The organism is Dactylosporangium darangshiense (assembly GCF_039537565.1).
Taxonomy (GTDB): Bacteria; Actinomycetota; Actinomycetes; order Mycobacteriales; family Micromonosporaceae; genus Dactylosporangium; species Dactylosporangium darangshiense.
This window is the reverse complement of sequence record NZ_BAABAT010000007.1, coordinates 102,900-118,334: the sequence shown is the minus strand read 5'-3', so window position 1 is coordinate 118,334 and position 15,435 is coordinate 102,900. Positions and strand designations below refer to the sequence as shown.

The window sequence follows — 15,435 nt, the reverse complement described above, 5'->3', positions numbered from 1 at the left end:
GTCGCCGGGATTCTTCTATCGAATTTGACGAAAGTTAGGGTCACTGCAAACAATTCGGAGCGGCGGCGCGCTCCCCCCGAGAGGGCAAGGGAGTCCGCCAATGCGCAGGCGCACCGCCGCCGTCACCGTGCTCGCCGCCACCGGCCTCGTCGCGGCCGACCTGCTCGTCCAACCCGCGGCGGCGTACGCCGCCGACGTGCTGCAGGAGGTCACCCTCGCCAAGGGGCCGACCGCCATGGGCGAGCCGATGTCGCTCGCCGTGCTGCCCGACCGGACCGTCCTGCACGCCTCGCGGGACGGGCGGGTCTTCGCCACCGACGCGGCGGGCAACACGAAGCTCGCCGCGACGATCCCGGTGTACACGCACGACGAGGAGGGGCTGCAGGGCATCGCGGCGGACCCGTCGTTCGCCGCCAACCGCTGGATCTACCTGTACTACGCCCCGCCGCTCAGCACGCCAGCCGGCGACGCCCCGTCGACCGGCACCGACGCGGACTTCGCGCGCTGGCAGGGCTACAACCAGCTGTCCCGCTTCACCGTGCGCGCCGACGGGACGGTGGACCTCGCCAGCGAGAAGCGGATGCTGCAGGTGGGCACCGACCGCGGGATGTGCTGCCACGTCGGCGGCGACATCGACTTCGACGCGCAGGGCAACCTGTACCTGACCACCGGCGACGACACCCAGCCGTGGTCGTCCGGCGGCTACACCCCGATCGACGAGCGGCCCGGCTGGAGCTGGGACTTCGACGCGCAGCGCACCGCCGGCAACACCAACGACCTGCGCGGCAAGCTGCTGCGCATCCGGCCGCAGGCCGACGGGACGTACACCGTCCCGGCCGGCAACCTGTTCCCGCCGGGCACGGCGAAGACCCGCCCCGAGATCTACTCGATGGGCTTGCGCAACCCGTTCCGCATGTCGGTCGACAAGGCGACCGGGGTCGTCTACGTCGGCAACTACGCCGCCGACGCCGACACCAACGACCCGAACCGCGGCGAGGGCGGGCACCAGGAGTTCGACCGGATCACCGGGCCCGGCAACGAGGGCTGGCCGTACTGCCAGGGGTACAACAGCCCCTACAACGACTACGACTTCGCCACCGGCACATCGGGGCCGAAGTTCAACTGCAACGCCCCGGTCAACAACTCGCCGCACAACACCGGCCTGACGAACCTGCCGGCGGCCAAGCCCGCGTGGCTGTCCTACGACAACCAGCCCGGCTCGCCGCTCGGCGAGACCGGCGGCGGCCCGATGGCCGGCCCGGTATACCACTACGACGCCAGCCTCAACTCGCCCGCCAAGCTGCCGGCGAGCTTCGACAACGCGTTCTTCGCCGGCGAGTTCTCCCTCGACTGGATCAAGACGGTGACCGTCAACGCCGACGGCAGCCCCGGCCCGGTCGCGAACTTCGGCTGGACGCACAAGCACATCATGGACATGGCGATCGGGCCGGAGGGCGCGCTGTACGTGCTCGACTACGGCGCCGGGTGGTTCAACGGCGACGAGAACTCGGCGCTGTACCGCTTCGAGGGCGTCCCCGGCGGCAACCGCGCGCCGACGGCGGTGGTGAGCGCGAACCGGACCTCGGGCCAGCCGCCGCTCGCGGTCGCGTTCAGCTCGGCCGGCTCCAGCGACCCGGAGGGCGGTGCGCTGAGCTACCAGTGGGCGTTCGGCGACGGCGGCACGTCCACCCAGGCGAACCCCTCGCACACGTACTCCGCCAACGGCACCTACACGGCCCGGCTCACCGTCGCCGACCCGGCCGGCAACTCCGGCAGCGCCTCGACGACGGTCACGGTCGGCAACACCGCACCGACGGTGACGATCGCCGGGCCGGGCAACGGCGGGCTGTTCGACTTCGGCGACGCGGTGCCGTTCCAGGTGAGCGTGACCGACCCCGAGGACGGGGCGATCGACTGCTCGAAGGTGAGCGTCAACTTCATCCTCGGCCACGACCAGCACGGCCACCCGATCACCAGCGCCACCGGCTGCACCGGGGTGCTGCAGACGTCGGCGAACAGCGAGCACAACCCGAGCGACAACATCTTCGGGGTCATCGACGCCGCATACACCGACAAGGGCGGGCTGAGCGCGCACGCCCAGATCGTGCTGCAGCCGCGGCACCGCCAGGCCGAGCACTTCGGCGCCTCCAGCGGGAATCTTACGGTGTACAACACGACGACCGCCGAGGGCTCCTACGTGGGCGCCATCGACAACGGCGACTGGCTGTCGTTCAACCCGTACAACCTCGCCGGCGCCACCGGCGTGACGGCCCGGGTCGCGTCGGCCAACGCCGGCGGGACGCTGGAGCTGCGTACCGACTCGCCGGCGGGCCCGCTCGCCGGGTCGGTGGCGATCCCGGGCACGGGCGGCTGGGAGAACTGGGTCACCGTCAGCACGGCGATCACACCGCCGGCGGGGACGCATCAGCTGTACCTCACGTTCAAGGGCGGCAGCGGCGCGCTGTTCAACGTGGACACGTTCACGTTCACCGGCGGCACCGGGCCGGTCGACGTCGCCCGCGGCAGGCCCGTGACGGTGTCGTCGACCGATGACCCCGGCCGGCCCGGGAGCCTGGCCGTGGACGGCAGCTCGTCCACGCGCTGGTCCAGCGCCTACAGCGATCCGCAGTGGATCGCCGTCGACCTGGGCGCGACCTACAGCCTGAGCCGGGTGCGGCTCAACTGGGAGGCCGCGTACGGCCGGGCGTACCAGATCCAGACCTCGCCGGACAACGCCACCTGGACGACCGTGTACGCCACGACGAGCGGCGACGGCGGCGTGGACGACGTGGCCCTGTCCGGCTCGGGGCGCTACGTGCGGGTCTACGGCACGCAGCGGGCCACGCAGTGGGGCTACTCCCTTTGGGACCTGAACGTTTATGCGGCGAACAATCTCGCCCTGGGCCGGCCGGTGACGACGTCGTCGGTCGAGACCGGCAACGTCCTCCTCGGCGCCAACGCCGTGGACGGCAGCTCGTCCACGCGATGGGGCAGCCAGTACAGCGATCCGCAGTGGATCGCCGTCGACCTGGGCACGAGCCGCGCGATCAACCGGGTCCGGCTCGAGTGGGAGGCCGCGTACGGCAGGGCGTACCAGATCCAGACCTCGCCCGACAACGCCACCTGGACGACGGTGTACTCCACGACGACCGGCGACGGCGGCGTCGACGACGTGACCGTGCCGGCAACCGGCCGGTACGTGCGCATCTACGGCACGCAGCGCCGCACGCAGTACGGCTACTCCCTGTGGGAACTCGAGATCTACGGCGCGTGACAAGGCGTATGAGAGGAACCGAGATGCGCAGACTGCTCACGCTCGTCCTGGTCGCCGCAGCGGCGGCCGTGACGGTGGCGGCTCCCGCCCGGGCCGCCGAGGACGGCTACACGGCGCTGTTCGACGGCACGCAGGCGAGCCTGAGCCGGTGGCGGCAGGCCGGGCCGGGCGGCTTCACGCTCGACAACGGCACGCTGAGCTCCTTCGGCGGCATGGGGCTGCTGTGGTACCCCCTGAGCACCTTCGCCAACTACTCGCTGAAGGTCGACTGGATGATGCCGGGCGACGACAACGGCGGCGTCTTCATCGGTTTCCCCGACCCGAACGGCGACCCGTGGGCCCCGGTCAACGCCGGACACGAGATCCAGATCGACGCCTCCGACGCCGACCCGACCCGCACCACCGGCAGTGTGTACAGCTTCAAGGCGCCCGACGGCGCCCTGCGCGCTGCGAACCTCAACCCGCCGGGGTCGTGGAACACCTACGACATCCAGGTGCACGGCCAGCACGTCGAGGTGTACCTCAACGGCGTGAAGATCAACGACTACGTCAGCTCGCGCAACATCGCCAACGGGTACATCGGCGTGCAGAACGACGGCGACGCCGCGCACATCAGCTACCGCAACATCCGCATCAGGACCGACGGCGCCACCCAGCCGCAGCCGGCCGACCTGGCGCAGGGCCGGCCGGTGACGGCGTCGTCCACCGATGACCCCGGCCGGCCCGGGAGCCTGGCCGTGGACGGCAGCTCCTCGACGCGCTGGTCCAGCGCCTACAGCGATCCGCAGTGGATCGCCGTCGACCTGGGCGCCACCTACAGCCTGAGCCGGGTGCGGCTCAACTGGGAGGCCGCGTACGGCCGGGCGTACCAGATCCAGACCTCGCCGGACAACGCCACCTGGACGACCGTGTATTCCACGTCGACCGGCGACGGCGGCGTGGACGACGTGTCCCTGTCCGGCTCGGGGCGGTACGTGCGCGTGTACGGCACGCAGCGGGGCACCCAGTGGGGCTACTCCCTTTGGGACCTGAACGTTTACGCCGCCAACGATCTCGCGCTGGGGCGGCCGGTGACGGTGTCGTCGGTCGAACCGAACAGCCCGCACGCGGGCGCCAGCGCCGTGGACGGGAACCCGGCGACGCGGTGGGGGAGCGCCTACAGCGATCCACAGTGGATCGTCGTGGACCTCGGCTCGGCGCGGAGCATCAACCGGGTCAGGCTCAACTGGGAGGCCGCGTACGGCAGGGCGTACCAGATCCAGACCTCACCGGACAACGCCACCTGGACCACGGTGTACTCCACGACCACCGGCGACGGCGGCGTCGACGACCTGGCCGTGACGGGGTCCGGACGCTACGTGCGCGTCTACGGCACGCAGCGGGGCACGCAGTGGGGCTACTCGTTGTGGGATCTGGGGGTATACGGCGCGTGAGCGCCGGCCGGAGGGCCGGGTGCCGCCACACCCGGCCCTCCGCGCTTCAGCTCGCGCTGCAGCTGAGCGCGGGAACGGCGTTGGCGGAGCCGTTCCACGAGCCGAGGAAGCCGAAGTTCGTGGACGCGCCGGCGCCGAGGCCGCCGTTGTAGCTCACGTTCCTGGCGGTCACGGCGGAGCCGCTGCTGGTGATCGCCGCGTTCCAGGACTGCGTGATCGCCTGGCCGTTGGCGAACGTCCAGGTTACCGTCCAGCCGGAGATCGCCGAGGAGCCGGCGGTCACCTTCACGTCGCCCTGGAAGCCGCCCGGCCACTGCCCGACGATCGAGTACGCGGCGGTGCAGGTGCGCCCGGCCGGCGGCGGCGACGAGCTCGCGCTGCGGCTCGGGCTGACGCTGACGCTCGGTGAGACGCTGCGGCTGGGCGAGACGCTCACGCTCGCGCTCGGCGAGGTGATGACGCCGCTATACACCGAGGCCTCCTTGGCCGTGGCCTTGATGCCGTTGGCGCCGTTGAAGATGCGCTGGCCCCAGGTGGTGAGCTGGGCCGGGTTGAAGCCGGTGGCCATGTCGAGGATCGGGTCGGTGTTGCCGCTCCACGACCAGCCGATGTAGCCCAGGCCGCGGGCCTGTGCCTGCGCCAGGATCGTCTCGTGGTCGACCTCGCTTGCGGAGAACTGCCAGCCGAACTCGCCGATGACGAGCGGCCAGCCCTTCGCCTGGATCGCGTCGAGGTAGTCGATGACCTTCTGCGCGGTGTTGTAGACGGCGTACATGTGGATCGACAGCACGGTGTTGTGCTGCGTGTCGGCGTCCAGGACCGTCTGGCCGGTGTCGCGCATGACGTTCTGCCAGTCCTGGCCCCAGTTGGGCGCGTCGACCATGAGCAGGTGCTGGAATCCGTTGCTGCGCATCTTCTGGATCGCGGCGGCGGTGGCCGCGGTCCATTGGGCGGGGTTGTTGTTGCCGATCGGCTCGTTGCCGATGTTGATGGCGATGTAGCTCTCCTGGCCGACGAGGTTGCTCTTCTGGCTGATCCAGTAGTTGACCGCCTCGTCGAGGGTGGCGGCGGCGCCATCCTCGCCGTAGCCGGTCGTGTCGTGCACCTCGAGGACGCAGATCAGCTTGTTGGCCTTGCACAGCGAGATGACGTTGGGGATGTCGGTGGACGGGCCCCACCGCTTGCCGCTGCCGAGCACCACGCGCACGGTGTTGGCGCCGAGGGCCTTGACGTTGGCGAACGAGCTCGTCTGGCTCGTGTACCACACGTGCGGGTGGTTGACCCCGCGCATGATGAACGTCTGGCCGTTGGCCTCCACGATGTTGCGCCCGCTGATGTGCAGGCCGACGGCGGCGGACGCCGGCTGGGCGTACACCAGGGCCGAAGCGGCGGCCGCGGCCAGCGCGGCGCCGACGATGGCGAGTCTTCGCTTCATGTCGTACCTGAGTACGCGCCGCGGTTTCGAAACTCAATCGAAGCGCTTCGAAATCCTCCTGACCTGGCCGGGGCGGTGAAAGATACAGCGTCAGAGTGCCTTGGCGACCTGGTCGGCGAGCGCCTGGGTGCCCTGGCGCAGGGTCTCGCCGGACGGCGCGCTGAACAGCATCCGGTGGCAGCCGTCGAGCTCCAGGTACACCTCGCCGCCGCGCTCGTCCACCGGCCGGAACAGCGCGAACCGGCTCGCGTGCGCGGTGCACGGCACGACCGGCCCGGCGGGCAGCATCGCGGCCCGCAACGAGGCCCAGGTCGCCGCCGGCAGCGGGCCGCCGCGTTCGAAGTTCCCGGCGGGCTTGCCGCTGCCCTGCTCCTCGGGCGCCACGGTGTACACGCACAGGCGCATCTGGCCCTGCGGCGGGTCGAACGGGCGACCGGCCGGCGGCGTCGGCGGGCTCGCCATCACCGCGCCCACCATGTCGGACCAGCGCTGCTCGCAGCCCGCCTTGGCGGCCGCCGCCGACTTCGTCTCGCCCAGCACCGTCGTGGCCACCGTGCGCAGCTGCAGCTCGTCCACCGCTCGGCGCACCTCGAGGCGCAGCTTGCCGCACGCGTCGGCGGCGACGCCGGGCCGCAGCCAGCGCCCGGCCTTGTCGATGACCGCGAACCACGGCACGCCCGGCAGGTCCGCAGTGCAGGGCTGGTCGGTGCGCGGCACGTCGGGCAGGCGAAGCGCCGCGGTCAGCGCCTCGACCTTGTCGCCGCGCCGTTCGGCCCAGACCTGCTCCTCGGCGCCGTCGGCGCGCTGCTGGCTGCCGATCGAGCAGACCACCACCTCGGCGGGCGCGAAGTCCGCGGGCAGCCGTTCCAGCCCCAACGGCAAGTCCCCGGGGGCCCGCAACGGATCGGCGATGACCTCCTTGCAGGACGTCCAGGCGTCGTGGATCTCGACGGGTGTGAGCGGGGCGTCCGAGGCGATGCCCGGCCCGCCGACGTCGGCGGGCCGGGCACAGGCCGTGAGCAGTACGAGCGCGGCGGCCGCGATGGCGGCGGTCCTTCTCAGCACGTCATCTCAGACGCGCCGCACCCCGCGAGTGGTTCCGTCGTACTTACTGCTCGCCGGACGGCACCGTCAGCTGCGTGCCGAGTGCGGCCGGGACGCCCAGGTTCGGCGTGCCGTCGGCGTTCCAGGTGATCTTCTGCGCGCGGGTGCTGCGGTTCATGTCGCAGCCGCCGCTCGCGGACGTGTTGGCGTGGTAGACCATCCAGTCCTCGGTGCCGTCCGGCGACTTGAAGAAGCCGTTGTGGCCGGGGCCGTACACGCCGTTGGCGTTGGAGCGCTGGAACACCGGCGTCGAGGTCTTCACCCACGACGAGGAGCTCAGCGGGTCGCCGCCGTTGTAGGTGAGCATGCCGAGCTTGTAGTCCGGCGTGGAGCAGTGGCTCGCCGAGAACACGATGAACGTCCTGCCGCCGTGGGTGATCACCTCGGGCGCCTCGTTCACGGCGCCGCCGACGGTCTCCCAGCTGTACGTCGGGGTCGACAGCAGCCGCCGCGTGCCCGACGCCGTCCAGGGGTTGGACAGCGGCCGGATGAACATCGGCTGCGAGCCGTTGTAGTACGTGCCGAGCAGGTACAGCTGTCCGTTGAGCTGCAGGATCGTCGGGTCGAGCTCCCACGTGTTGTCCTGCGTCGGGTCGAGCATGTCGGCCTTCCACGAGTACGGGCCCATCGGGTCCAGCCCGGCGCTCTCCAGGACGTGGATGCGCTGTGTGCCGAGGTTGTACGGCTCGACGCCGGCGACGTAGTACAGGTACCAGCGCTGGCCGTTGGGGCCGTTCAGCAGGTGGAACTCGGGCGCCCACATCGTGCCGGCGCCGTTGGAGCGGGTCAGGTTGAAGATGACGGTCTCCTGCGCCGTGGCCAGCCCGCCCAGCGTCGTCGACCTGCGCATCGTGATGGTGCGGTTCCAGGTCGTGGCGGCCAGGTAGTAGTACCCGTTGTAGTAGGTCAGCCACGGGTCGGGGCCCTGCGGGTCGAGCGGGTTGGTGAAGGTCTTCGTGGTGCCGCCGGTGCCGGGGTTGTACCCGGCCAGCCGCCACACGCGGGTCAGCGCGCTCGTGCACGGCAGCTGCACCAGCTTGGCGTTGGCCGCCGTGCTGTCACCGGCGGTCGCGATGCACTTGCCCGACTGCACGCCGACGAGGTTGAACGTGTTCGTGGCCCCGGAGACGGTGACCGCCTGCAGCCGCCAGCGCTGGTTGTTCTGGCCGTTGCAGGTGTACTGGATGATCGCCGCGTTGTCGGCGGTCGACTGCCCGGTCACGTCGATGCAGGAACCGGCCGTGAGCGTGCCGATCGTGTACGTGTTGGTCACCCCGGACACGGGGGTGAACGTGAAGGTCTGCAGGGGCGCCGTGCGGCAGGTGTTGGCGGTCAGTTGCAGCACGTTGGTCGAGGCGCCGCCCGGCACCTCGGCGCAGTTGGACGACGCCTGGCTGGCGACGCTGCTGCTGAACGTCACCGGCGCCGCGGCGGCGTGCGCGGCGGGCGCGACCAGCGGTAGGAGGAGTGCCGCGAGCACGGCGGCGGCGGCCCGTGGCGGGCGGGCGATTCGACTCATCTCTCTCACGTCCTCGGATCGGGTCTTCCGGCCGAAAACCATTTCGGAGATGGTGCCCATCCGACGCGTTGCGGGTCAATGTTGTGACACTTTGTTCCAGGAATACGGCGCGGCGCGTTCCCGAAAACATTTCGCCGGCCGGTATCACGGTTTCATGAAGGCACGTCAATGCGTTGACGAATCGACCGAATATCTGCAACCTTGAATTCCCCGTCAGCAAGAAGTTGGCAAGATCTTGCAACTTCGCGGCAGGTGTTCCGCCGACCGCCTGCCGTGTCACCGCATCGCCGCTCGTCGTGCCACCCCACCTGCGCCCCGTCCCGGGCAGCCACCGCCGATGTGCCCTTCCGTGGGCAAGGCCGCCGGGCCGCGGGGCGCTCCGTGCTGTCGTCTGAAACGGAGCAGAGGACACCCCCATGAGATCAAAGCTGCTCGCCGGAGCCCTGACGGTCGTCCTGGCCGCCGCCGGTGCCGCCGCCTCGTCCGCACCCGCCCGCGCCGCCGGTGGGCCCAACCTCGCGCTGGGTAAGGCCGTCACCGCCAGCGGCGTCAACGGCCAGTACGTGGCCGCCAACGTCAACGACGGCAACCAGGGCACGTACTGGGAGAGCCCGAACAGCGCCTTCCCGCAGTGGGTCCAGGTCGACCTGGGCAGCGCCGTGAGCGTCGACCAGGTCGTGCTCCGGCTGCCGACCGGCTGGGGCGCCCGCACCGAGACGCTCAGCGTGCGCGGCAGCACCGACGGCACCACCTTCACCGAGGCGTCGGCCTCCGCCGGGCGCGTCTTCGACCCGGGCACGGCCAACACCGTGACCGTGAACTTCACCGCCGTGACCGCGCGCTACGTGCGGGTCAACCTCACCGCGAACACCGGGTGGCCGGCGGCGCAGCTGTCGGAGCTGGAGATCTACGGCGCCGCGGGCACCACGACCGGGCCGAACTTCGCGCTCAACAGGCCGGCCAGCGCGAGCAACAGCGTCGGCGGCTTCCCCGCGAGCAACGCCACCGACGGCAACCAGGCCACCTACTGGGAGAGCACCGGCGGCGCGTTCCCGCAGTGGCTGCAGGTCGACCTCGGCCAGCTACGGACCGTCAACAAGGTCGTGGTGAAGGTGCCGGTCGGCTGGGGCACGCGCAACCAGACCTTCAGCGTCCGCGGCAGCACGGACGGTGGCACCTTCACCGACCTCGTCGGCTCGGCGAACTACGCCTTCAACCCCGCCGCCGGCAACGCCGTCACGATCGGGGTCAACCCGGCCTCGGTGCGCTACATCCGGCTGAACTTCACCGCCAACACGGTGCAGAACGCCGCGCAGGTGTCGGAGCTCGAGGTGTACGGCAGCACGGTCGACCCGCCGCAGCCGCCGACCGCCCCGGGCAACCTCGCCCTCACCGAGCCCGCGGCCGGGCAGATCAAGCTCACCTGGACCGCGTCGACGTCCAGCCAGGGCATCGCGAGCTACGTGATCTTCGCCGACGGCAGCGTGCGCGCCACCGTGGCCGGCAACGTGCTGACGTACACCGACAACCAGCCGGCAACGGCCACCGTCACCTACTGGGTGCGGGCCCAGGACCCGGCCGGCAACCAGTCCGCCGACAGCAACCATGTGACCCGCACCGGCACCACCAACCCGCCGACGGGCACCAACCTGGCGCCCGGCAAGGCGATCGAGGCGTCCTCGTCGGTGTTCACCTTCGTCGCGGGCAACGCCAACGACGGCAACGTGGGCACGTACTGGGAGTCCAACGGGTTCACCTCGACGCTGACGCTGCACCTGGGCGCCAACGCCGACCTCACCTCGCTCGTGGTGAAGCTCAACCCGGACACCGCCTGGGGTCCGCGCACGCAGAACTTCGCCGTGCTCGGCCGCGAGCAGTCCGCGACCGGGTTCACCACGATGGTCGCGCGGGCCGACTACGCGTTCAGCCCGTCGGGCAACCAGAACACCGTCACGATCAACGTCAGCGGCCGGGTCGCCGACGTGCAGCTGCAGTTCTTCTCCAACACCGGCGCGCCCGGCGGCCAGGTCGCCGAGCTGCAGGCGTTCGGCACGATGGCGCCCAACCCCGACCTCGTGGTCACCGGGGTCTCCTGGACACCGGCCTCGGCCAACGAGGCCACCCCGATCACGCTGTCGGCCACGGTGCGCAACAGCGGTACCGCCGCCGCCCCCGCGACCACCGTGAACTTCGCCCTCGGCGCGGCGGTCGCCGGCAGCGCCGCCGTCGGCGCGCTGCAGCCCGGCGCGTCCACCACCGTCACCTTCGACGCCGGCACGCGCGCCATCGGCACCTACCCGGTCAGCGCCACCGTCGACCCGGCGAACACGGTCATCGAGCAGAACAACGACAACAACTCGCTGACCGCGGCCACCAACCTCGTCGTCACGCAGGCGCCGGGCCCGGACCTGCAGGTGCTCGCGGTGGCCGGCAACCCGGCGAGCCCGGCGGCCGGCGCCGCGGTCTCCTTCACCGTGTCGGTGAACAACCGAGGCACCACGGCGGTCACCGCCACCACGGTCACGCGGGTGAGCGTCGGCAGTACCACGCTGAACGCCAGCACCGGCACGATCAACGCCGGGCAGACGGTCACCGTCGTCGTCCCCGGCACGTGGACCGCGGTCGCCGGCGGCGCCACCATCGTCGCCACCGCCGACGCCACCGGCGTCGTCGCGGAGACCAACGAGACCAACAACTCCCTGTCGCAGTCCATCGTGGTCGGCCGGGGCGCCGCGGTGCCCTACACCGAGTACGAGGCGGAGAACGGCACCTACCAGGGCACGCTGCTGAGTGCCGACCCGCTGCGCACGTTCGGGCACACCAACTTCGGCACCGAGTCCTCGGGCCGCAAGTCGGTGCGCCTCGACACCGCCGGGCAGTTCGTCGAGTTCACCTCGACGAACCAGGCCAACTCGATCGTGGTGCGCAACTCGGTGCCGGACTCGGCCGCGGGCGGCGGGCAGGACTACACGATCAGCCTCTACGCCAACGGCGTGTTCGTGCAGAAGCTGACCCTCTCGTCGCACTTCAGCTGGCTGTACGGCAACAGCGACGACACCGAGTCGCTGTCCAACAGCCCCGGGGGCGACGCGCGCCGGCTCTTCGACGAGTCGCACGCGCTGCTGTCGCAGAGCTACCCGCCGGGCACGAAGTTCAAGCTGCAGCGCGACTCCGGCGACAACGCGTCGTTCTACGTCATCGACCTGGTCGACCTCGAGCAGGTGGCGCCGGCGCTGACCCAGCCGGCCGGGTGCACGTCGATCACGCAGTACGGCGCCGTGCCCGACGACGGCCTCGACGACACGGCGGCGATCCAGCGGGCGGTGATGGACGACCAGAACGGCGTCATCTCCTGCGTGTGGATCCCGGCCGGGCAGTGGCGGCAGGAGTAGAAGATCCTGACCCCGGCCACGGCCTCAACGGCCGCTTCGGCAAGAACACCAAGATCAGCAACGTGTGGATCGAGCACACGAACGTCGGCGCCTGGGTCGGCCGCGACTACAGCGACACGCCCGCCTACTGGAACCCCGCCGACGGCCTGCAGTTCTCGGGGATGCGCATCCGCGACACCTACGCCGACGGCATCAACTTCGCCAACGGCTCGCGCAACTCCACGGTGTTCAACTCGTCGTTGCGCACCACCGGCGACGACTCCCTGGCCGTCTGGGCGAGCACGTTCGTGAAGGACCAGTCGGTGGACATCGGCCACGACAACCACTTCACGAACAACACCGTCCAGTTGCCGTGGCGGGCCAACGGCATCGCCGTCTACGGCGGCTACGGCAACGTCATCGAGAACAACCTCGTCTCGGACACGATGAACTACCCGGGCATCATGCTGGCCACGGACCACTCGCCGATCGCGTTCTCGGGCACGACGACCATCGCCAACAACGGGCTCTACCGCTGCGGCGGCGTGTTCTGGAACGAGCAGCAGAAGTTCGGCGCGATCACCCTGTTCGCGCCGCAGAGCGACATCGTCGGCGTCACCATCCGCGACACCGACATCTCGGACTCGACGTACGACGGCATCCAGTTCAAGTCCGGCGGCGCCGCCTACCCGAACGTCGCCATCACCAACGTCCGCATCGACAAGTCCAACAACGGCGCCGGCATCCTGGCCCAGGGCAGCGCCCGCGGCAGCGCCACGCTGACCAACGTCACGATCACCAACTCCGCGGCGGGCAACCTCGTCAAGGACCCGGGCTCCCAGTTCGTCTTCAACGGGACCCCGAACTAACGCGCACCAAGAAGCGGGGGTCCCGGCGCCGACCAGGACCCCCGCTCACCCCTTGAGAAAAGCTCGTGACGTGCCGGCGGTGAACTCGTAGTTGCCGGTCGGGCCGATGAGACGTCCGTCCTCCTCGGACCAGTACGACAGGGCCGAGGAGGACACCTCGAACCGAACCTCGCGGGACTCGCCCGGAGCCAGTGCGATGCGCTCGAAGCCGCACAGGCGGCGGATCGGGGCGGGGACCGGCCAGCCGCGCGGGGTGACGTACAGCTGCACGACCTCGTCGCCCGGGCGGTCGCCGGTGTTGGTGACCGTGACCGTCGCCGCGGCACCGTCCGGCGTGGGCTGCACCGTCAGGGTGCCGTAGGAGAACGTCGTGTAGGACAGGCCGTGGCCGAAGGGGTAGAGGACCTCGCCGCGGTGGTACTGGTACGTCCAGCCGGAGCCGATGATGTCGTAGTCCGTCGGGGCGGGCAGCGCCGTGCCGGCGCCGTACCAGGTCTGCGGGAGGCGGCCGGCGGGGTTGGCGGCGCCGAGGAGGGTGTCGGCGACCGCCGAGCCGAGCTCCTGGCCGGCGTGCGAGGTCCAGACGATCGCGGGGACGTTGGCCTGAGCCCAGTCGATCGCGTACGGGTAGCTGGACGTCAGGACGAGTACCACATCCGGGTTTGCGTCCTTCACGGCGCGCAGCAGCGCCTCCTGCTGCGCGGGGAGCGCCAGGGCGTCGCGGTCGACCGTCTCGCGGCCGTTGATGTGCGGGTCGTTGCCCAGGACCACGACCACGCGCTCGGCGGCACGGGCCGCGGCGACCGCCTCGTCGACGCCCGCGGCGACCGGGCGCCACGTCAGGCGCAGGGCGTCCGACGGCGAGTCGACGAGCGCGGCGGGGCGGCCGTCGGGCGCGATGGTGACGTAGCGGCGCAGGGCGTTGGAGAACAACAGGACCCGGCCGTCGCGGGCGGGGTGCAGCTCCCACAGCTCGCGGACCACCCAGCCGTCCGGCGTCTCGGCGGTCGCGGACAGCACGCCGTCGTCGTCGGTGGTGAGGTAGCCGCCCGTGGCGGTGTCGCGCAGGGTGTGCACGGGGCTCGGGCACTGCACGCTGTTGCCCCAGTCCTGGTGCGCGAAGACGGTGCCGGGGCCGTTGCCCAGGTCGAGGTCGACGTGGACCAGGTCGAGGCCGTCGACGGCGCTCACCCGGTCCGGGCCGAGGCGCTCGCGCAGGGCGCCGGCGACGGTGACGGCGTAGGGGAGGCTGCCGCTGTACCAGTCGCGCAGGTTCCGGTCGCCGAGGTGGCCGATCACTGCCACGGCGGCGGGGCTGGACCAGGGCAGGGCGGCGCCGGCGTTCTTGAGCAGGACGATGCCGGCTCGCGCGGCGCGGGCGGCGAGGCGGGCGTGCTCGGGGGAGGCGATGGCGTCGCGGGTCGTGGCCGCGTACGGGTCGGCGGCGGGGTCGAGCTCGCCGGTGCTCGCGCGCATCGCCAGGAGGCGGCCGGCGGCGGCGTCGACGTCGGCCTCCGCGATGAGGCCCCGCGCGAGGGCCTCGGTGAGGCGCTCGACGGTGGGGCCGGCGTCGGGGCCGTTGTCGGTGAAGCTGTCGACGCCGGCGCGCAGGGCGGCGGCGTGCGACTCGGGGTGGCTTTCGAAGTACCGCTCGGTCGTCACCAGGTTGGACGGCGCGTACGCATCGGAGCAGACGACGACGTCGGGCTTGGCCTGCCGCAGCAGCGCCAGCAGCGGGTGGACGTGGTTCGGCACGCCGTTGACGAGGTTGTACGCCGGCATGACCCCGGCCACGACGCCCGCCCGCAGCGGTTCGAGGAAGACCGGCAGCTCGTACTCGTGCAGCACCCGCGCCGGCACCAGCACGTCGGCGACGTCGCGGTCGGTCTCCACGTTGTAGGCGAGGAAGTGCTTGAGCACGGGCGTGGTGCGCCAGACCTCCGGGTGCTCGCCGCGCAGGCCGGTGCAGTAGGCGATCGCGAGCTGCGCGGTGGCGTGGGGGTCCTCGCTGTAGCCCTCCTCGTTGCGGCCCCAGCGCGGGTCGCGCAGCGGGTTGACCACGGGCGCCCACACGTTGAGCGACGCCCGGGCGCCCTCGCGCGGCGGGTCGTGGTGGAAGGCGCGCACCTCGGTGGCGGCGGCCGCGCCGACCTCGCGCAGCAGCGCCCGGTCCCAGCTCGCGCCGAGCCCGACGGCCTGCGGGAAGACGGTGGCCCGGCCGAGCCAGGCGACGCCGTGCAGCGCCTCGCAGCCGGTCTGGAACGCGGCCAGGCCGAGGCGGGGCACGGCCGGCTGCGCCTGGTGCAGCAGCGCCACCTTCTCGGCCATGGTCAGGCGCGCCAGCAGCTCGGCGACACGGTCCGTCACGATCCGTCCTCCCGTCGGTCCAGATCCGCGTTCGAAGCGCTTCGATGATCCGCACCCGGCGGG

At 71.1% G+C, this 15,435-nt stretch carries 8 protein-coding genes; 4 read left to right on the top strand and 4 right to left on the bottom strand.

Features of this window, described 5'->3' with window-relative positions; genetic code table 11:
- Window positions 1-100 precede the first annotated feature (100 nt).
- Together ABD901_RS16130 and ABD901_RS16125 are read left to right on the top strand one after the other, a co-directional pair.
- Window positions 101-3,274 carry a galactose-binding domain-containing protein gene (locus tag ABD901_RS16130; RefSeq protein WP_345127510.1) on the top strand — a complete coding sequence of 1,058 codons (3,174 nt, stop codon included), beginning with the start codon at window positions 101-103 and terminating at the stop codon, window positions 3,272-3,274.
- 23 nt (window positions 3,275-3,297) lie between these two features.
- Window positions 3,298-4,707: a galactose-binding domain-containing protein gene (locus ABD901_RS16125; protein WP_345127507.1), complete on the top strand. Its 1,410-nt coding sequence runs from the start codon at window positions 3,298-3,300 to the stop codon at window positions 4,705-4,707.
- A gap of 46 nt (window positions 4,708-4,753) precedes the next feature.
- Here ABD901_RS16125 and ABD901_RS16120 read toward each other — a convergent pair whose 3' ends face one another.
- The 3 genes from ABD901_RS16120 to ABD901_RS16110 form a co-directional block, all read right to left on the bottom strand.
- Window positions 4,754-6,142 (bottom strand): cellulase family glycosylhydrolase, encoded by a 1,389-nt coding sequence (locus ABD901_RS16120; RefSeq protein ID WP_345127504.1) that lies wholly within the window; start codon window positions 6,140-6,142, stop codon window positions 4,754-4,756.
- Window positions 6,143-6,232: 90 nt separating this feature from the next.
- Window positions 6,233-7,207, bottom strand: coding sequence for a hypothetical protein (locus ABD901_RS16115; RefSeq protein ID WP_345127502.1), 975 nt, complete (start codon window positions 7,205-7,207; stop codon window positions 6,233-6,235).
- A gap of 43 nt (window positions 7,208-7,250) precedes the next feature.
- The gene (locus ABD901_RS16110) at window positions 7,251-8,765 is read right to left on the bottom strand and encodes a family 43 glycosylhydrolase (protein ID WP_345127500.1); all 1,515 of its coding nucleotides are present in this window, start codon (window positions 8,763-8,765) and stop codon (window positions 7,251-7,253) included.
- 416 nt (window positions 8,766-9,181) lie between these two features.
- Between ABD901_RS16110 and ABD901_RS16105 the strand changes: the two genes are divergently transcribed.
- Both ABD901_RS16105 and ABD901_RS16100 read left to right on the top strand, forming a co-directional pair.
- On the top strand, window positions 9,182-12,157 hold the full coding sequence (locus tag ABD901_RS16105) for a discoidin domain-containing protein (RefSeq protein WP_345127497.1): 2,976 nt from the start codon (window positions 9,182-9,184) through the stop codon (window positions 12,155-12,157).
- Window positions 12,142-13,005 (top strand): right-handed parallel beta-helix repeat-containing protein, encoded by an 864-nt coding sequence (locus ABD901_RS16100; protein ID WP_345127495.1) that lies wholly within the window; start codon window positions 12,142-12,144, stop codon window positions 13,003-13,005. Before ABD901_RS16105 ends, ABD901_RS16100 begins: the two co-directional genes overlap by 16 nt.
- Before the next feature lie 45 nt (window positions 13,006-13,050).
- Here the strand turns inward: ABD901_RS16100 and ABD901_RS16095 are convergent, their stop codons facing one another.
- Entirely contained in the window at window positions 13,051-15,372 is a 2,322-nt protein-coding gene (locus ABD901_RS16095; RefSeq protein ID WP_345127493.1) for a glycoside hydrolase family 3 C-terminal domain-containing protein, read from the bottom strand.
- Between the last annotated feature and the right edge of the window lie 63 nt (window positions 15,373-15,435).